The 18480-nt window shown below is 48.7% G+C and carries 13 protein-coding genes; 7 read left to right on the top strand and 6 right to left on the bottom strand.

Translation table 11 applies throughout. From position 1 onward, the window contains the following. Positions 1–4: 4 nt before the first annotated feature. Complete coding sequence (locus V7Q13_RS10070) at positions 5–400, top strand: group III truncated hemoglobin (protein ID WP_333800557.1); 396 nt, start codon at positions 5–7, stop codon at positions 398–400. A 94-nt stretch (positions 401–494) separates the two neighbouring features. Here the strand turns inward: V7Q13_RS10070 and V7Q13_RS10075 are convergent, their stop codons facing one another. From V7Q13_RS10075 to V7Q13_RS17430, 3 genes are all read right to left on the bottom strand, one after another. After that, the gene (locus V7Q13_RS10075) at positions 495–1058 is read right to left on the bottom strand and encodes a fasciclin domain-containing protein (RefSeq protein ID WP_333800558.1); all 564 of its coding nucleotides are present in this window, start codon (positions 1056–1058) and stop codon (positions 495–497) included. A 59-nt stretch (positions 1059–1117) separates the two neighbouring features. Next, positions 1118–2356 carry a hypothetical protein gene (locus tag V7Q13_RS10080; RefSeq protein WP_333800559.1) on the bottom strand — a complete coding sequence of 413 codons (1239 nt, stop codon included), beginning with the start codon at positions 2354–2356 and terminating at the stop codon, positions 1118–1120. 104 nt (positions 2357–2460) lie between these two features. Continuing rightward, a complete protein-coding gene (locus V7Q13_RS17430; protein WP_442958255.1) occupies positions 2461–2622 on the bottom strand; it encodes a DUF2256 domain-containing protein in 162 nt (53 codons plus the stop codon). Positions 2623–2857: 235 nt separating this feature from the next. On the opposite strand from V7Q13_RS17430, the gene V7Q13_RS10085 reads away from it, so the two are divergent. From V7Q13_RS10085 to rpoB, 3 genes are all read left to right on the top strand, one after another. Beyond that, the gene (locus V7Q13_RS10085) at positions 2858–4135 is read left to right on the top strand and encodes a hypothetical protein (protein ID WP_333800560.1); all 1278 of its coding nucleotides are present in this window, start codon (positions 2858–2860) and stop codon (positions 4133–4135) included. Positions 4136–4223: 88 nt separating this feature from the next. Then, positions 4224–6953 carry a 3-coathanger stack domain-containing protein gene (locus V7Q13_RS10090; RefSeq protein ID WP_333800561.1) on the top strand — a complete coding sequence of 910 codons (2730 nt, stop codon included), beginning with the start codon at positions 4224–4226 and terminating at the stop codon, positions 6951–6953. Between the two features lie 406 nt (positions 6954–7359). Beyond that, on the top strand, positions 7360–11163 hold the full coding sequence (gene rpoB / locus V7Q13_RS10095; RefSeq protein ID WP_333800562.1) for a DNA-directed RNA polymerase subunit beta: 3804 nt from the start codon (positions 7360–7362) through the stop codon (positions 11161–11163). Positions 11164–11706: 543 nt separating this feature from the next. On the opposite strand, the gene V7Q13_RS10100 is transcribed toward rpoB, so the two are convergent. Next, positions 11707–12459 (bottom strand): WD40/YVTN/BNR-like repeat-containing protein, encoded by a 753-nt coding sequence (locus tag V7Q13_RS10100; RefSeq protein ID WP_333800563.1) that lies wholly within the window; start codon positions 12457–12459, stop codon positions 11707–11709. A gap of 95 nt (positions 12460–12554) precedes the next feature. Here V7Q13_RS10100 and V7Q13_RS10105 point away from each other — a divergent pair, with 95 nt between their 5' ends. Next, the gene (locus tag V7Q13_RS10105; RefSeq protein ID WP_333800564.1) at positions 12555–13469 is read left to right on the top strand and encodes a winged helix-turn-helix domain-containing protein; all 915 of its coding nucleotides are present in this window, start codon (positions 12555–12557) and stop codon (positions 13467–13469) included. Between the two features lie 597 nt (positions 13470–14066). Here the strand turns inward: V7Q13_RS10105 and V7Q13_RS10110 are convergent. After that, positions 14067–14300 carry a hypothetical protein gene (locus tag V7Q13_RS10110; protein ID WP_333800565.1) on the bottom strand — a complete coding sequence of 78 codons (234 nt, stop codon included), beginning with the start codon at positions 14298–14300 and terminating at the stop codon, positions 14067–14069. 201 nt (positions 14301–14501) lie between these two features. On the opposite strand from V7Q13_RS10110, the gene V7Q13_RS10115 reads away from it, so the two are divergent. Together V7Q13_RS10115 and V7Q13_RS10120 are read left to right on the top strand one after the other, a co-directional pair. Next, positions 14502–15629, top strand: a complete 1128-nt coding sequence (locus tag V7Q13_RS10115; RefSeq protein WP_333800566.1) for a lactonase family protein — start codon at positions 14502–14504, stop codon at positions 15627–15629. A 211-nt stretch (positions 15630–15840) separates the two neighbouring features. Then, positions 15841–16905 (top strand): saccharopine dehydrogenase C-terminal domain-containing protein, encoded by a 1065-nt coding sequence (locus tag V7Q13_RS10120; protein WP_333800567.1) that lies wholly within the window; start codon positions 15841–15843, stop codon positions 16903–16905. Between the two features lie 275 nt (positions 16906–17180). Here V7Q13_RS10120 and thrC read toward each other — a convergent pair whose 3' ends face one another. Then, on the bottom strand, positions 17181–18479 hold the full coding sequence (gene thrC, locus V7Q13_RS10125; RefSeq protein ID WP_333800568.1) for a threonine synthase: 1299 nt from the start codon (positions 18477–18479) through the stop codon (positions 17181–17183). Between the last annotated feature and the right edge of the window lies 1 nt (position 18480).

Genomic DNA, 18480 nt, shown 5'->3' on the forward strand with positions numbered 1-18480 from the left:
GCTTATGTTACACACTGCCAACAACCGGACAGACATTACCAACCGGCAAGATATTGAGCGGTTGGTCAATCAGTTTTATGATGCCGTAAAAGCAGATGCGACCATCGGTTATTTTTTTACAGAAGCCGTGGCTGTCAACTGGGAAAAGCATTTGCCCATCATGTATGCTTTTTGGGAAAATGTACTCTTTCATACAGGCGGCTATTCGGGCAATCCCATGGAGCGACACAAACAATTGCATCATCAGTCGGCCATGGAGCCAGCGCATTTTGAGCAATGGTTGTATTTATTTTCGCAAACCGTAGATCGGTTATTTGCCGGTGATAATGCAGAGACCATCAAACAGCGGGCTACCAGTATTGCTACCGTGATGCAATTGAAAATATTGCATCATCAATAAGCAATTGTTATACATTCTTTTTTACAAGAGAGCAACAAAAAAGGGCACGGTTTAATTACCGGTGCCCTTTGTTCTATCACAATCCAACCGATCATTATTTTGCTGGCGGCAGCAGCACATCATTAATTACGTGAATTACGCCGTTGCTGGCTGTAATGGTGGCTACAATCTCTTTGCCATTTACAAATGCCTTGTCGCCCTGCTTGGTAATTTTTACTTTACCACCAAATACCATGTCGTATTCCAATCCGTCCTGCAGCAATGCACCATTAAGTACGCCTACGTATGTATGATACCCTAAAATGTTTTCGAGGTCGCCTTTCTTTTCGGGCTTCAGCAAATCTTCAACAGTGCCTTTGGGCAGCTTATCAAACGCCGCATTGGTGGGGGCAAAAACAGTAAACGGTCCGGCGTTGCTCAGCGCATCTACCAGTCCCGCCGCTTTTACGGCAGTTACCAATGTGCTGTGGTCTTTGCTGCTCACCGCCACTTGCACTACGTTGGGGTTCGATACATCATCCTGTACACCTGATTGCCCGGTAGTGGGTGAAGTTGCTGCGGTTTCCGTAGTAGCCGCAGCATTCTCGGTAGCAGGTGAAGTGCAGGCGTACACTGCCACCGCCATCAGCAGTGCAGGTATTACAAATTTTCTTTTCATATTGGTTTGGTTTTACTACCAAATGTATTCAGCACCTCAGGCGGCCGTTATGATTGCAATCATAAGTATTGCTGCGTTGCAGATGATTTTTGGCATTGCATAACAACGAGCCAAACAATGGCGCAAAGCATCAGGAGGCTGGCAAGGAGCAGCAATTCTTTTGTAAATGGAATGGCAATATATTGGAGCGATGCAATGCCCTGGATACCCAGCGTTAATTCATTGATGCCAATGCCTGCCAGCAAAAGCAGCAATGCTTTGGGTACCATTTTGTGCTGGCAGAGTAACTGCTTGCCATACAAATAAGTCATCAGAAAAAGGGAAATGATAGCCAGCAATACAAGGTGCAGATACGCCACCACAATGGGTCTGAACCCGAATGCCAACTTGCTGACTGCCGGTATAACGGACGCTAATTGAAGCAACAGTTTTATGCTCACGGCAATGCTTATACAAATGAGCAGCAGCTTCAGCATTTTTTGGGCTGGCAGTTGTGGTAATAAACGATACTTATGTACATGAATCAATATCAAACCCCAGCCGGCCACTTGTGCAATGCTGGCTATAATTACCAGCAGGTACAGTGGCAGTGGTATGTGCATCCACAACACACTGAGCCCAAATGCAGGCAGGCAGCTCCACACCAGCAAATGCCTTGCTAGTGCTGGTATGGGCGGAATGGTTGTAAGGTCGGTGAGCCACCAGCTAAACAAAGCCATGCCCCCAAAAAAGAACCAACCATTGTATTGAAAATGCAGGTACCAATACACTGCAGCCAGATAATTGTGTTGCGTTATCTGATGTGTGGCCATCATGTAAGACAATGCAGCTGTACCAACTGTTGACAGCAGTCCAAACCATAGCGCTGCTCTTAGCCAGCCAAAGGCCGGATGTGGCGTAGCAAGGCGCATCCAACGAAATAGGTAAACTGCTGCCCACAAAAACACAACGATAGACAAAGTGGAGCAACTGATAGACACCGCCCCATAACCTTGCATTGCAAAGGCAATGAGCATACCGGCGGCACATATCCAATTATACAGCAATATTCTGCGCATTTTTCTTTGGTCAGCTTCCGGTTGGCCAGGCCACACACGGGTGGCTATCAGTAAGAGTAACGTTTGCGTTATCCATCCGGCAAATGCAAAATGGGAGTGGGCATGCTGCAGTTGTTTTTGATCGAGCCACGGAAATGACCAGCCAATTTTAATACGCATCATTACACCCACCAATGCCACCAATGCAAAACTGATTAATGAGAGTTTTACCCATTTTAAAACATCTGTGCCGTGTTGCACATTATGAGGTTGAATAGATTGCGACCGACTTGCCATAGTACACCAAAATAGGTGGGCAAATTAGCTGGCTTTTGCGGGCACTAATATGCGTATGGTCATAAGTGCTACACCTGGGTGTTGGAAGTTTTTTTCTTCTTTCTGCAGGCATCGCTACAGTACTTCACTTCGTCCCAAACCTTTTCCCATTTTTTGCGCCAGGTAAATGGACGGCCGCAGGTAAGGCAGGTTTTCTGAGGCAAAAATGATTTTTTATGAGAACTGGGCATGGTGTTGTACTTGTGCTTAATGTAAATAGGTAAAGTGGCAGCGGATAGCAATATTGTTCATTGGCAGTGGCCATTTATCGAAATATCGACCATTTTACGAATGACCTGAATATAAACAGGGGAGTTTGCTTTTAGTTGTTACATAAAGTTTCTACATTGATAAAGTAATAAACAGACGCACCTGTTATTGCACTTCAAAAGGTTTCCACTCTTTATCCAACACTAATTCACCAACATGAAAAAAGTACCCTTTGCAATCGTAATGCTGATTGTATGCAACCTTGGTAAATCTCAAAATGTAGGCATTGGCACCAACACTCCCGCAGCAAGGCTTGATGTAAAAACCACCAGTAGCTACGTGGCTCAGTTTAATGGCGCAGCCCCTATGTACATGGGCATCTTCGAAAATGATGTATACCGTGGCTACTGGGGCTCTTATTCGGGAGCAGAAACCGATGTGGACTTTGGCACCGGTACTGGCAATAGTGCCGGCAAATTGCACCTGGCCATACAGGCTAACCCAAGATTAACTATTGGAGCCGATGGTAAGGTAGGAATTGGTACTACTTCACCAGCGCATTTGCTGCACATCAACGGCGGCGACTTATTTGTACAGAGCAGCAGCGGTCTCATTCGCTTTGGCTACAATGGAGCCAACGAATGGCAGATGGCTACCACGGGTGCTGGAGCGGATCTACGTTGGTATACCACTACCGATGGTGGTACCACCATTACGCCGCGGCATTACTTTAGTCAAAACGGTAACATGGGCATTGGTGGTTTTTCTGGTCCTGGCGTACCCTTGGGCAGGGTAGATGTAATTGGTGCAGGTACTACCAGCAGTACCAATACGCTGATGCTACGCAATAGTCTTGGAGATACGCTGTTGAGAATGCGGGATGATGGCAGAATGGGTATTGGCTATAACGGTACCAGCTATGGAAGAACGCTGAATATGGGTGGCACTGGCATCAACTTTTATACAGCCAATGAAGCTGCTTTTGGCGGTGCTGTTTTTCCTACTGATACTTCGTTGGTGATATGGAGCAATAGTGCTTCCAATAACTACCTCGTGTTGCAACCCAGCTGGGGCAACACCGGCATTGGTACTTATACGCCTAACGCAAAATTTCATGTCAATGGCTCACAGCTGATTGGCAATAATTCATCCCGTATTGCTACGGGTTATCAATTGAGTGTAGATGGAAGAATAATGGCAGAAGAGGTAACTGTACAAAACAGCACCACCTGGCCCGATTATGTGTTTGATGAAGCGTACAAACTCATGCCCCTTGCAGAAGTTGAGCAAAATATTTTAAAGAACAAACATTTGCCCAACATACCCTCGGCTGCAGAAGTAAAACAAAATGGTATTGTATTGGGAGAGATGAACCGAAAGCTCATGGAAAAAGTGGAAGAGCTCACACTCTATATCATTGAACTGAATAAGAAAAACGAAGTGCTTGCACAAAAAGTGCAGGCATTAGAAAGCAAAGCTTTCCATCAACAGTAATGCTGAACAGGCTTTTTTCTTTATCAGTTAATGCACAAACATGACACGAACAATCAAACACCTGTTGCTCTGCATCTGTCTCTGTACAATGATGGGCTCCGCTGCTATGGCACAAGCCACCAACATCGACGAGATACTCAGAGACCCCAGCAATAATTACTACACAATAGTAGCAAAAGCGGAGGCTTTTTTTGCAGCCAATGGAACGGTGGGTACCGGCTACAAAGAATACAAACGCTGGCAGTTCATGGTAAAAAATAATATTTCGGAAGATGGCACTTTGCCCGATATGGTAAAGAATAACCAGAGAGCTCTCGACCAATATAAAGCCAGCCAATTACTCAAAGGAGCTGTAACGCCCCTGGCAGCATCTTCCAACTGGATTGCGTTGGGGCAACCCAACCCCAGTTATCCGGCTGGATACGCTCAAAACGGGGTAGGCCGCACCAGCAGTCTCGATTTTAAAGGCAATGATATTTGGGTGAGCACACCCGGAGGCGGTATGTGGTTTGGCGATTTTGTAAGTGGCACCACTTACAACTGGAGTCCTCAAACAGATGGCATACCAAACCTTGCCGTGCAGGATATTGAAATTGCACCTTCCAATACCAACGTCATGTATGCCCTTACCGGTGCGGTGGGTTCGGCCTCGGGGTATCGTAGTACCGGCGTTATCAAATCTACTGATGCTGGCAGTACATGGCAATTGACAGGCCTCAACTTTTCAGAAAGCGGTAGCACAAAGGGGTACAAGCTATTGGTACATCCCAGCAATTCAGGTATTGTATGGGCTTGTACCGATGCAGGCCTTTACAGAACCGGCAATGGTGGCACCAGTTGGGAATTGGTTACATACTATACCACCGTTGGCGGTACGCAAACCAATCTTTCTACCAATGCATACGATATTGTATTTCAGCCCGGCAGTACTACTACCTTGTATGCCACCAGCAACGGCCCGTACTTTTATAAAAGCACCGATGGCGGCCTCACCTTTTTAAGGGTAGACAGGGTAGGTGCCGGACTACCCACATCTGGTGGCAGAGCTCAAATTGGTGTTACGGCTGCCAACAGTTCCTACATCTATCTGCTGTATGGCAATGGCACTTCTTATCAGGGCTTGTACCGGAGTACCAATGGCGGTACCAGTTTTGCGCTGCGCAGCAGTGCCCCCAATGTTTTGGGCAGTCAGGCCTGGCGCAATATTGCCATTGCTGTATCGCCCACCGATGCAGAAGACATTTATGTAGGTGGCCTTGATGTGTACAAAAGCACAACAGGTGGTGCTACCGGCGGTTGGACGCAGATTTCCGATTGGTTCACCACTGCCGCCAATCAGTTTTGCCATGCCGATATTTTCGAACTCATTTGTGATGGTACTTACCTGTGGGCTGCCACCGATGGCGGCGTTTACCGCATGACCCGCAGCACCGATAGTTGGGCCAGTCTCAACAACAACATGCAAACAGGCCAGGTGTACCGCATGGGTATTGACCCAACGGCTTCTGCTGCTTTTGTAACCGTTGGTCTCCAAGACAATGGCACCTACCGAAACACCGGGGCACAATACAAAAGCATTGGTGGGGGCGATGGTATGGAAACCATAGTAACCCCGAGTAATACAAATGTGATTTATCTGTCCTCTCAAAACGGCAACTTTTCACGAAGCGATGATGGCGGCAATACCAATACCGATATCAGAAGTGGTGCAGGTAACTGGACAACACCAGCGGTTTTAAGGCCGGGTTTTGATACCCATATTTATATCGGCTACACCAATATTGATTACAATACTACTTCTGGTAATGGCGCTTGGAGCACCATCACCACCGGATTTGCCGGCGCCATCGAATCGTTGGAGTTTGCCCCAAGTAGCAACTCAATTTTGTATGCTACAGATGGCACATCTGTTCGTCGTTTCAATTTGAGTGGAGGTGTTTGGTCGGCGGCAACTGTTATTACTGGCAACCTGCCCGCCATGAGTAACATTACCGAATTGGCCGTAGATCCCAACAATTCTTCGCATGTTCTTATTTCAGTTGGGGGTTATACAGCCACCCGAAAAGTGTATGAAACCTTCAACGCCAACGCTGCAACCCCCACCTGGAATAGTATTGTTGGGGTGCTGCCCAACGTGCCCATCAATTGTATAACCATGGACGATGATGCCAGCAATACCATTTATGTTGGTACAGATATAGGCGTTTTTGTAAGAAACGATGTGCTCCAAAACTGGATTATGTACAGCACCAGGCTTCCTACAACACGGGTGTACGATATTGAGATTAACCGTGCTTTGTCGCCGCACAGAGTGTATGCGGCCACGTTTGGCAGGGGTGTTTTCTATTCAGAAGTTTACACAGGTTGCGGCGCATCTATTACGCTTAGTGGCAATGTTACCGGCTTAAATTACACCGAAATGTCTACCACCATTACATCCACACAGGTGCTTACGGGCGGTGTGGGCACATCGGTAGCTTATAATGCCGGCAACAGGGTTCAATTAAATCCTGGTTTCAGTGCACGGTCAGGCACAAAATTTCAGGCTTATATACAGGGCTGTACCGGCGGTGGCAATACACCAAGGCCTTTAGAAAAAATATTGCTTGAAGAAAATGGCGATGTTGTGTACCCGGCAGCAGGCAGCATCAATCCTGCTGGGGCCGATCAGGAACTTTTGCCATCAGGAAGCATAAAGCCCGCCAGCATGTTGCCCAATAAGGGGAGTTTGAAAATACCAGCAAAAGGAACCACTAAACCACTGCCTGAAAAAAGGGCTATGCCCCAAAAGCAACACCCGCAGGGGGCAGATCAATAACTATTTTCACCAATAACAAGTGCTGCCCGCAGTGGCAGGGGAGCACTTGTTTTTTCGAAAAGGAACAGATTATCTATTTACAGTGGATGGCAGGTATATTTGAACTCCTATGTGGTATTTTGAAGTAGGCTGAAAAGAGTTTTAAATGCAAAAGAGTTGCCAAAAAAATTACCAGCACTCCTAAATGGCCCGTTGTGACAAATGAATTACCCACAGCACCAAAGCCGTTTTGGATTATTGATTGTTCGCCCTTACTTTTGCCATCCTTTTTTAAATTAGGGCATTTACACTTTGGGGGCACAAACAGCTCATTCTTAATGGTTTTCAAGATTGGCTCACCGGTTCTGCCGGCTGGGCTCTAAGTGTTTTTGCGGCTTTTGAACAGAAAAAAAACAGGTTCTAGCATATGTCTTCAACACAACTGACCAACAGGATTAACTTCGGTAAAGCCAAAAACCTCGCCGAGTCTCCTGACCTTCTGGCTATTCAGATTCAATCGTTTAAAGAGTTTTTCCAATTGGAAACAACCCCCGATAAGCGAAACAACGAAGGCCTTTTCCGGGTGTTTAAGGAAAACTTTCCGATTAGTGATACCCGTAACATTTTTGTGCTGGAATTTCTCGACTACTTTATCGATCCGCCCCGTTATTCACTCGATGAGTGTATGGAGCGTGGCCTTACCTACGCTGTGCCCCTGAAGGCTAAGCTGCGTTTGAGCTGTAACGATGAAGAGCATATCGACTTCCAGACTATCGTTCAGGATGTGTTCTTGGGCAATATCCCGTACATGACTCCCCGTGGTACATTTGTTATCAACGGTGCGGAGCGTGTAGTGGTAAGCCAGTTGCACCGTAGTCCCGGTGTATTCTTTGGCCAGAGCCTGCACCCCAACGGTACCAAAATCTACAGTGCCCGTGTAATTCCTTTCAAGGGTGCCTGGATGGAATTTGCGACCGACATCAACAACGTGATGTATGCCTACATCGACCGTAAGAAAAAGTTCCCCGTAACCACCCTGTTGCGTTCTATCGGTTTCGAAACCGATAAATCCATTCTGGAGTTGTTTGGCATGGCCGATGAAATCAACATCGATAAAAAATCTATCAAAACCCTCGTAGGTCGTAAGCTGGCTGCCCGTGTACTCCGCAGTTGGGTAGAAGACTTTGTGGATGAGGATACCGGTGAAGTAGTGAGCCTGGAGCGTAACGAAGTGTTGATGGAACGCGACAGTGTACTCGACGAAAAATCATTGGAAGAAATTCTGGAAATGGGCATCAAGAGCCTGTTTGTCCAGAAAGAAGACGTAGGTGGTGATTTTGCTATCATTTACAATACGCTGAATAAGGATACTTCGAACAGTGAACTGGAAGCCGTGCAGCACATCTACCGCCAGTTGCGTGGTAGCGATGCTCCGGACAACGAAACTGCCCGTGGTATCATCGACAAGCTGTTCTTCAGCGATAAGCGTTATGATCTCGGCGAAGTGGGTCGTTACAAAATTAACCGCAAGCTGGGCCTCAATTATCCTATTACCAAGAAGGTACTGACCAAAGAAGACATCATTTCCATCGTAAAATACCTGGTGAAACTCACCAACGGTAAGGCTGAAATTGATGACATTGACCACCTGAGCAACCGTCGTGTACGTACTGTAGGCGAGCAGTTGTATGCGCAGTTTGGTGTTGGTTTGGCCCGTATGGCCCGTACCATTCGTGAACGTATGAACGTTCGTGACAACGAAGTATTTACCCCTGTTGACCTGATCAACGCACGTACGTTGAGCTCAGTTATCAACTCATTCTTTGGTACTTCTCAGCTGTCGCAGTTCCTCGACCAAACCAACCCGCTGTCAGAGATTACGCACAAGCGTCGTATTTCTGCCCTCGGACCAGGTGGTTTGAGCCGCGAACGTGCCGGCTTCGAAGTTCGTGACGTACACTACAGCCACTACGGTCGTTTGTGTACCATCGAAACTCCGGAAGGTCCAAACATTGGTCTGATTTCTACGCTTTGCGTACACGCCAAGATCAATGACATGGGCTTTATCGAAACGCCTTACCACCCTGTACAAGAGGGTAAGGTGGACGTGAAAAAACTCAAGTTCCTGAGTGCGGAAGAAGAAGATACTGCGAAAATTGCCCAGGCCAATTCTGAACTGAAGGACGATGGCAACTTTGCAGAAGAACGTATCATCAGCCGCCAAACAGGTGACTTCCCCATTCTGGAAAAGAATGAGGTAGAATACATGGACGTTGCCCCCAACCAAATTGTAGGATTGTCTGCATCACTCATTCCGTTCCTGGAGCATGATGACGCCAACCGTGCCCTGATGGGATCAAACATGCAACGCCAGGCCGTTCCATTGCTGAAGCCAGAAGCACCCATCGTAGGTACCGGCTTCGAAGGCAAAGCAGCCCGTGACAGCCGTGTGCAAATCACTGCAGAAGGTGATGGCGTGGTAGAATTTGTGGACGCTACTGAAATCCATGTACGTTACAGCCGCAACGACGAGCAGCGTCACATCAGCTTTGATGATGACCTGAAAGTATACAAGCTCACCAAGTTCATCAAAACCAACCAGGGCACCAGCATCAACCACCGTCCGGCTGTGAAAAAAGGCCAGGCCGTAAAAGCCGGCGACTTCCTGACAGAAGGTTATGGTGTACGGGATGGCGAACTGGCCCTTGGTCGCAACCTGAAAGTGGCCTTCATGCCATGGAAAGGTTACAACTTCGAAGATGCCATTGTAATCAGCGAACGTATCGTAAGCGAAGACTTGTTTACTTCTGTACACATCGATGAATATGAACTGGAAGTTCGCGACACCAAATTGGGTGAAGAAGAACTGACACCAGATATTCCTAACGTAAGCGAAGAAGCCACCAAAGACCTCGACGAAAACGGTATCATCCGTATTGGTGCGATGGTAAAAGAAGGCGATATCCTGATTGGTAAAATCACTCCTAAAGGTGAAAGCGATCCTACTCCGGAAGAGAAACTCCTCCGTGCCATCTTCGGCGACAAAGCCGGCGATGCCAAAGACGCTTCACTGAAAGCGCCAAGCGGTACTGAAGGTGTGGTGATCAACAAGAAGCTCTTCCAGCGTACCAAAAAAGACAAGAACAGTAAGGTTCGTGAAAAAGCCGCACTGGAAAAAGTAGAGAAGATCCACGAGAAGAATGAGCAGGATATCAAAGACCTGTTGCTCGAAAAACTGCAGGTGTTGCTCGGCAACAAAACCAGCGCAGGTGTAAGCAACAACTTTGGTGAAGTGCTGATAGGCAAAGGCGTGAAGTTCAACCAAAAGAACATCAGCCAGATTGACTTCCAGAACGTAAACCCATTGGGTTGGACCGGCGATCAGCATATTGATGAACTCATTAACCAGTTGCTGCACAACTATACCATTAAGTACAACGAAGAGCTGGGCCGCTACAAGCGGGAAAAATTCAACATCAGCATTGGTGATGAATTGCCTGCAGGTGTGCTGAAACTGGCGAAAGTGTACCTCGGTGTAAAACGTAAGTTGAAAGTAGGTGATAAGATGGCGGGCCGCCACGGTAACAAGGGTATCGTAGCCAAAATCGTTCGCCACGAAGACATGCCATTCCTCGAAGATGGCACGCCTGTAGACATCGTGCTGAACCCATTGGGTGTACCTAGCCGTATGAACCTCGGTCAGATTTATGAAACTGTACTGGGTTGGGCTGGTAAGCAATTGGGCCTCCGTTTTGCCACGCCAATTTTCGATGGTGCTTCTACCGACGAAATTGCCGACTACATCACTAAGGCTGGTTTGCCCACTTTCGGCCACACGTACCTGTACGATGGTGAAACCGGCGACCGCTTTGACCAAAAAGCTACTGTAGGTGTGATCTACATGATTAAATTGCACCACATGGTGGATGATAAGATGCACGCCCGTTCTATCGGACCATACAGCTTGATTACACAGCAGCCGCTGGGTGGTAAAGCACAGTTTGGTGGTCAGCGTTTCGGTGAAATGGAAGTGTGGGCACTGGAAGCATACGGTGCTGCCAACATTCTGCAGGAATTGCTCACCATTAAGTCGGATGACATCATTGGCCGTGCCAAAACATACGAAGCGATTGTAAAAGGCGACAACATCCCTCGTCCGGGTGTGCCAGAAAGCTTCAACGTGTTGATCCACGAATTGCGTGGTCTCGGTCTCGACATGAAGTTCGATTAATCGACAGCTCTGATAACCTCAGCATACAACCGCTCCTCTTGCAGGAGCGGTTTTTTTGTTGCTGGGGGGAAAGACGGAAAGTCGGAAAGTCGGAAAGTCGGAAAGTCGGGAAAGTCGGAAAGTCCGGAGACGGATTTCTCCCCTCCTGGGAGGGGTGGCCTTCAGGCCGGGGTGGGTGGTCGGATGTAAAGTCAGGAAAGTCCGTGGTCCGTTGTCGTTATTCCGGAGTCCGTAGAAAACTGCTACCCTGAGCCTGTCGAAGGGTAGTCGGGAAGAAGGTAGTCCGGAGTCGGTAGAAGACAGCCACCCTGAGCATGTCGAAGGGGTAGTAGTCCGGAGTCGGTAGTCGGAAGTCCGAAGAAAACTGCTACCCTTAGCATGTCGAAGGGTAGTCGGGAAGAACGTAGTCGGTAGTCAGAGAGCTTCAACATCATTTACAAATGACTTCAGCATTACACACAGTGAGTGGCAGATGATGTACATACAAATGCCCCGGTTATTCGGGGCATTTGTATCAGATAGCAATAGTTGGTTTCAAGTAACTCAACATCCGCCATCACGGGGTACGGCATAGATCTGTTTCCCCAAAACAGATAAGGTATAGACCTTCCCTGCTTTTGACGGAAGCAACAACTGCCATGTTTTGCCCTTATCGGCCGATTTGAAAACGCCTTTGGGATGACCACAATAGAAGTTGCCCTCCACTTCAATAATGGAACTAATCATGGCTTCCTCGGGTAGCGGTGCATTATTGGGATGACAGGCCGAATAGGATTGATTGGCCAGCGTAAATAGATTATTGATGGGCCTTGGGGTATTCGCCGGCTGCAATGCTTCGTCAATAGGATGCCAGGTGATGCCTCCGTCGTAAGAAACCCTGATTCTTCTTGTATGTGACTGCGTACTGAACGTAATAGCGGCAAAACCACCTTTAATTTTAGCAACATCAATGCCCACACCGCCTTCGCTGATGACCCATTCCCAATGTGCACCATTATCGGTCGAACGCTTGATGCCCCGTTGGCCGGTGGCAATAATAACGCCGGCCGACTGCACCTGCTTATTGCCAGCAGTTTGCTGTGCTATTGCAGGAGGTATGGCAGTGGTTTCCTGCCAGGTGTTGCCCGCATCCGAAGAAATGAAAGCCATGCTTTCTGCATCCGTTGGGGCTTGCAGGGGCAGCAGATGCTCCTGCGGTGTAGCTACCGCACTGTGCTGTACTTTGGTAGACTCATTCGCCACCTCAATGGCCAAAGGAAGAAACAGGAGTACAAATGCAGATGAATAGATTTTCATAGTGATGAATGTATGGGTGATGGATGAAATGATGACCCGAAACTATCGGTCATTTGCGTAGCAGCAACATTTTTTGCCGTAAAAAGAGGTAAAGGATGCGTAAAACCTTGGTAAAGCCATCTGCCAGCGGCTTTATCAACTATTTTGCACACATGAAGCCACGGGTTTTTATTGCCAATGTATTCCTCCTGATGGTACTGATAACAACTGCTGTTGCATGTATCAATAAAAAAGAGCAGCTGCCAGCAAAGCATTTGGAAGTGGTACTTCGTGAAATAGGCCACCAGTTATTGCTGACGGCCAAAGATTCTACCTCCCGGGTGCTGCCGGTGAAGCAATTACATGATAATACCTACCAGCTTTCTTTTCAGCACGACTTCAGTTTTGTGTCAGATTCACTCATCAATTTGGTACAACGAACGTTTGAGCAAGACGGGGCGGCCAATCATTACATCGTGAATGTGAGAAACTGTGCCCAACAGGGAACCATTCTGGCCTTTGAAATCAACAAACAAGCCACCGATTTGACGCCCTGCCGGGGCCGCACTTTACAAGAAGCTTGCTACATCATCGAACTTGAATTTTTGCCCAGCAACACCACCCATCGCTTGTGGTGGCTGTTGTTGCTGATTCCTTTGGCCATTGGCGGCTATTATCTGAAAGGCAGGTTGCGCAAGCCAGCAGCGCCGCTGTTGGTACATGAAACCATGGACTACCTGCCGTTGGGCCGCTTTCAATTGTATACCGGTAGCCATGTACTCAGCATTGGCGACAAACAAATACCACTCTCAGAAAAAGAAACCAAAGCACTCACCCTGTTTGCGAACAACATGCACCAGGTGGTAGAAAGGGAAAGACTGATGAAAGAGATTTGGGAAGATGCCGGGCTGGTCGTCATCAGTAAAAATGTGGATGTGTTGGTGTCTAAACTGCGTAAGAAATTGGCAGATGATCCCGCCATTAGAATCATCAACATACCCGGCAAGGGCTACAAATGCACGGTAGGGTAGTCGGGAAGTCAGTAGTCGGTAGTCCGGAGAGGTAGTATCTCCCCGCCTCAAGCGGGAGGGGTAGCCTTTAGGCCGGGGTGGGCAATTCGACCTGAGACCATGCGCCACTATTTGCCTTGCGGGTGTATTTTTAACTACCAATCATTTTTTACAAAAGCACTTAGCCCCTATGATTACGATGCTCCTGCACTTGGGTCAACGTTTTTCCCGCTCTACCATATCTGTACTTTCTGTTTGCCTCTATATTGTATTTTCTATTATTAAGAGATTTGCCGATGATCAAAGGCTGATGCTGATACCTGTGTTATTCGCAATAGTCCTGGTAGCCATTGCAGGCATCAAAATATTTGCCTGCTTTAGACAGCGGGCAGCCATTACCAGTAAGCAGCACCGCTGGCTGTTGGTTTATTTGCTACTCAATACGGGCGTACTATCGCTAAGTCTTTCTTACTATTGGCAAAAGGTATAGTCGGCCGTAGAAGGATGCTGAAAGCTTTCAATGGCCACGGATGTCAATTCGTGGACGGACCTTGTATCAAATGTGAATAGGGGTTACTGCTGGTACAAGTTTGCCGCAGTTATCGGGGCTGTCGTCATTCATTGCTCGTCTGGTGTCACTTTTTCTCCATTTATCCATACGCCTTCCTCGGTTATGAGCAACTCCTGCTGGGGGTGTTCGGCCATGCCTTTGCGCAGCAGCGGAATGTAGAGCACTTCCATAAAAAAAGCCGCCAACGGGTACAAAGGCTGCAGCTCCGGATGGGTATCGAGGTAAGATTGGGAAAGGGCTTCACCCTGGTAGGTAACCGTCACCGTTACGGGAATATGCATGGGCATTGGTTGATGCATAAATGTAGGAGTGCTTTTGGGAATGTTGGTAGCGAAATTTACAGGGGTATGAGTCAGTATTCAGTAGACAGTAGTCCGTAGTCCGTAGACCGCCAGCCCCCTTCGTACCTCGTACCTCATACCTCGTATCTCGTCCCTCGTCCTTCCTCCGTACATTCACTCACACAAAAGAAAAAATCATTGATGAAGCAATTGTTTCTTACCATTTTAAGTGCCGGCTGCACACTGCTGGCAATGGCGCAAACGGAGTGGCCCCTGTACATTGGTACTTATACCGGCACGGGTAGCCACGGCATTTATGTGGCCAAGGTAGATGCCCGAACCGGCGCCATCCGGCTGGTCGATTCGCTGGCGGCCGACAACCCCTCGTACCTGGCGCTGAACAAAGCCGGCAACCGCCTCTATGCCGTTACTGAAAATGGGGGCAGCAATCCCGGAGCCGCTTCCTCTTTTATGAAAGAAGAAGGCAGTGGTAAATGGGTACCCCTCAATACCAGCCCGCAGCTTACCGGCGGCGATCATCCCTGCTATATTGCGGTAAACAAGGCGGGTACTCATGCCATAGTGGCCAACTATACCGGTGGCTCGGTATCGGTGTTTCCTATCGATTTTGTTGGGGCCTTGGACAATGTCAGCCAGCTCATTCAGCACCAGGGCAGCAGTGTGAACGCCGGCCGGCAGGAGAAGCCGCATGTACACAGCACCATTTTTTCGCCCAACGAACAATACCTCATGGTGGCCGATTTGGGTACCGATTACCTCACGGCTTATCCGTTCAACCCCAAAAAGGTGAATGAGCCGCTGGATACGGCCGGTGCCCTCCGCCTGAAGCTGTCGCCCGGTGCGGGGCCGCGGCATGTAAGTTTTCACCCGAGGCTGCCCATTGTGTATGTAATGGAAGAGCTGAGCGGCAAAGTGGCGGTGGTGCGTTTTGCACCCCAACAGCGCCAGCTACAGGTGCTGCAAACCATTCAAAGCGACCGGGTGAGTGCTCAACCCGGCAGTGCCGATATTCACCTCAGCCCCGACGGAAAGTTTCTCTACGCCAGCAACCGCATAGATGCCAACGATATTGCTGTTTTTGCGGTAGATACCCGCAGTGGCCGGTTGCGTTTTGTGCAGTCCATTAGCACGGGGGGGATCAAGCCCCGCAATTTTACACTGTCGCCCGATGGTAAATTTGTGCTGGTGGCCAATCAGCAATCGAACAACATTGTGCTGTTTCACCGCAACGCCCTTACGGGTAAGCTCACCGCCGCTAACCAATCTTTTTCGCTGCCTACACCGGTTTGTTTGGTCTTTGGCAAATAGCACTGGCGGAGTATTTGGACACTGTATGACAGGCGGTTATATTTGTAGCGATTGCTTATGGTAGATGATGTGAAAATAAAAATGGCGTTCATGGCATTTCTCCGCAGTGCCTGTGCCAATGTACCCTGACGACGGGGCGGCGAGGTTGTTATGTTACCCGCCGGTGTATGTATGGTACTTTTTTAATTCGTCCTCATTTTTAATTTCCAACATGAAGAATATTGCTGTTGTAGGCCTGGGAAAAGTAGGTTCCCTTGTGGCCACTTTGTTATCTGAAAATTTTACTGTTACCGGCATAGATCAGCGCAAGCCCGCCGATGCTATGCCTTTTTATATTGCAACCGGTAGCGTAACCGATGCGGCATTTATTAAGCAAACCCTTACGGGTAAAGATGCCGTGGTGTCTTGCCTGCCTTACTCACTCAACCTGCCCATTGCGCAGGCTGCTTTCGAGTTGGGCATCCACTATTTCGATTTAACTGAAGATGTGCCCACCACCACTGCCATTCGGGAAATGGCCAAAACCTCGAAGGGAGCCATGGTACCGCAGTGCGGATTGGCTCCGGGTTTTATTGGCATTGTTGGTGCTAATTTGTATAACCGTTTTACCAAACTGCGTGATGTAGAACTGCGGGTAGGGGCCCTGCCCAAATATCCCAACGGGCAAATGGCGTACTCCTTTACCTGGAGCCCCGCTGGTGTTATCAACGAATACATCAACGATGCAGAAGTGATTCACAACGGCGTTCGTAAAATGGTATCTTCTTTGGATGGCTTGGAAATGATCAACATCGAAGGCCGCGACTTTGAAGCGTTTACCACCAGTGGTGGCCTTGGCACCATGTGCGAAACCCTCGAAGGCAAGGTGGATACCCTCAATTATAAAACCATTCGCTATCCCGGTCACTGCCAGCTCATGAAGTTTTTCTTGTATGAACTGCTCATGAAAAACGACCGCGAATTGTCGGAAAAAATACTTACCGAAGCCAAGCCGCCGGTGCGGGAAGATGTGGTGTATGTATATGCTGTGGTAGAAGGCTGGCAGGGCGAGAACCTGGCCCGGGAAGAGTTTTACAATGCCTATCATCCCATTACGATTCAGGGTAAGGAATGGCGGGCCATTTCGTGGACAACGGCGGCATCTGTTGCGGCTGTGGTAGAAATGGTATCGAATGGTTCACTGCCGGCGCAGGGCTTCATTAAGCAGGAAGACATTCCGTTGGAGGCGTTTCTGCAAACCCGCCACGGTAGTTTGTATGCACAGTATCAGCCATAAAGAATAGCCGACCGACCACGGACGACTGACCACTGAAATAATACAACGTCCCCGACCAAGGTTGGGGACGTTTTGTTTTGCTATATGCTGTCGCAGGCTTCTCGGCCTGTGACGGGATGGTTACTCGTTCAATGAACCATCAACGCAACGTCCTGTGCCAGAAACGTTGCTGGGAATTTCTTTTAATAGCTGCTTTAGTAACGGGGATGCACTGGCCAGGAGGCCATCGCAAGGTGGAGACAGCGTCTCCGGACTACTGACTTCGGTCTTCCCAACTACCTGCCCACCATCCACTCTTTAAACACATCAAACGAAGCGGCCAAACGGGTGCTTCGTTGTGGCAGGGCAAAGAGGTGAGCGACGTTTTCCGGCACGGGTACTGCTGCTCCGCTGATCTCGGCTACCACGTCGGGGAATTTCACGGGGTGAGCCGTTTCCAGAAAGAAGCCGGGGGCGCCGTTGTGTTGCAGCTGGTATTGTTGCAACGCATACAAACCCACAGCACCATGCGGGTCGCAGAGGTAGTTGTAATCCTGCAACGCAGCGGCAATGGTATCACGGGTAGTGGCATCACTTACACTGACGGCCGTGAGGTGGTTGCGCAACCACTGCACGTCTTGGTCATACATTTCCATGATGCGGACAAAATTGCTGGGCCGGGCTACATCCATGGCATTGGAAATAGTGGCTACGGCGGTTTTATCGGGCAAAATGCCGGTGCGCAAATACTGCGGAATGGTATCGTTGCTGTTACAGGCCGCTATAAAATGCTGAATAGGCAGGCCGCTGCGCTGGGCAACCATGCCGGCGCAAATATTGCCGAAGTTTCCGCTGGGCACACTCACCACAGGGGCTTGTTCATAGGGCCATTGTTGCAGCGCAAAAAAGTAATACAACTGCTGCGGCAACCAACGGGCTACGTTGATGGAGTTGGCCGAAGTGAGTTGGTATTGCGCATTCAAATCGGTATCGGTAAAGGCTTGTTTTACGATGGCCTGGCAATCATCGAAGCTGCCGGCTACGGCTAACGCATGCACATTGCTGCCACAGGTCGTAAGCTGCAATTCCTGCACGGGGCTTACTTTTCCTTCAGGGTAAAGAATGATGACTTCAACCCCTTCCACATTGTCGAAACCATTGGCAACGGCGCCACCTGTATCGCCCGACGTAGCTACGAGCACCGTTATCTTTTTTTCGTTGCCCGCATTGAAGTGCGCCAGGCAGCGGCTCATAAACCGGGCACCCACATCTTTAAAGGCCAGCGTAGGGCCATGAAACAATTCAAACGAAAATACCTGCTCACTCAGCTGCACCAACGGAAATGGAAAGTCAACAGTTTCGGCTACAATGCGGTGCAGTACTTCATCGGGCATGCTTTGGCCCACGTAGGGTTTCATTACCCTGAAGGCCAGTTCTGTTTTGTCCCAATCGGCCAGTGGGCGTTGCTTCAGCAAGCCATGAGCCGACGGAATCATTTCGGGATAATACAACCCTTTATCGGGTGCTTGACCGGTTACGGCGGCTGTTTTAAAATCAACAGGAGCACTGGCTCTGTTGGTGCTATAGTAGTGCATA

Source organism: Phnomibacter sp. (assembly GCF_036803085.1).
GTDB lineage: Bacteria > Bacteroidota > Bacteroidia > Chitinophagales > Chitinophagaceae > Phnomibacter.

Coding starts and splice junctions, on each gene's coding strand:
- V7Q13_RS10070 (WP_333800557.1), top strand. CDS start 5: ATGTTACACACTGCCAACAACCGGACAGACATTACCAACCGGCAAGAT.
- V7Q13_RS10075 (WP_333800558.1), bottom strand. CDS start 1,058: ATGAAAAGAAAATTTGTAATACCTGCACTGCTGATGGCGGTGGCAGTG.
- V7Q13_RS17430 (WP_442958255.1), bottom strand. CDS start 2,622: ATGCCCAGTTCTCATAAAAAATCATTTTTGCCTCAGAAAACCTGCCTT.
- V7Q13_RS10085 (WP_333800560.1), top strand. CDS start 2,858: ATGAAAAAAGTACCCTTTGCAATCGTAATGCTGATTGTATGCAACCTT.
- V7Q13_RS10090 (WP_333800561.1), top strand. CDS start 4,224: ATGATGGGCTCCGCTGCTATGGCACAAGCCACCAACATCGACGAGATA.
- rpoB (WP_333800562.1), top strand. CDS start 7,360: ATGTCTTCAACACAACTGACCAACAGGATTAACTTCGGTAAAGCCAAA.
- V7Q13_RS10100 (WP_333800563.1), bottom strand. CDS start 12,459: ATGAAAATCTATTCATCTGCATTTGTACTCCTGTTTCTTCCTTTGGCC.
- V7Q13_RS10105 (WP_333800564.1), top strand. CDS start 12,555: ATGCGTAAAACCTTGGTAAAGCCATCTGCCAGCGGCTTTATCAACTAT.
- V7Q13_RS10110 (WP_333800565.1), bottom strand. CDS start 14,300: ATGCATATTCCCGTAACGGTGACGGTTACCTACCAGGGTGAAGCCCTT.
- V7Q13_RS10115 (WP_333800566.1), top strand. CDS start 14,502: ATGAAGCAATTGTTTCTTACCATTTTAAGTGCCGGCTGCACACTGCTG.
- V7Q13_RS10120 (WP_333800567.1), top strand. CDS start 15,841: ATGAAGAATATTGCTGTTGTAGGCCTGGGAAAAGTAGGTTCCCTTGTG.
- thrC (WP_333800568.1), bottom strand. CDS start 18,479: ATGCACTACTATAGCACCAACAGAGCCAGTGCTCCTGTTGATTTTAAA.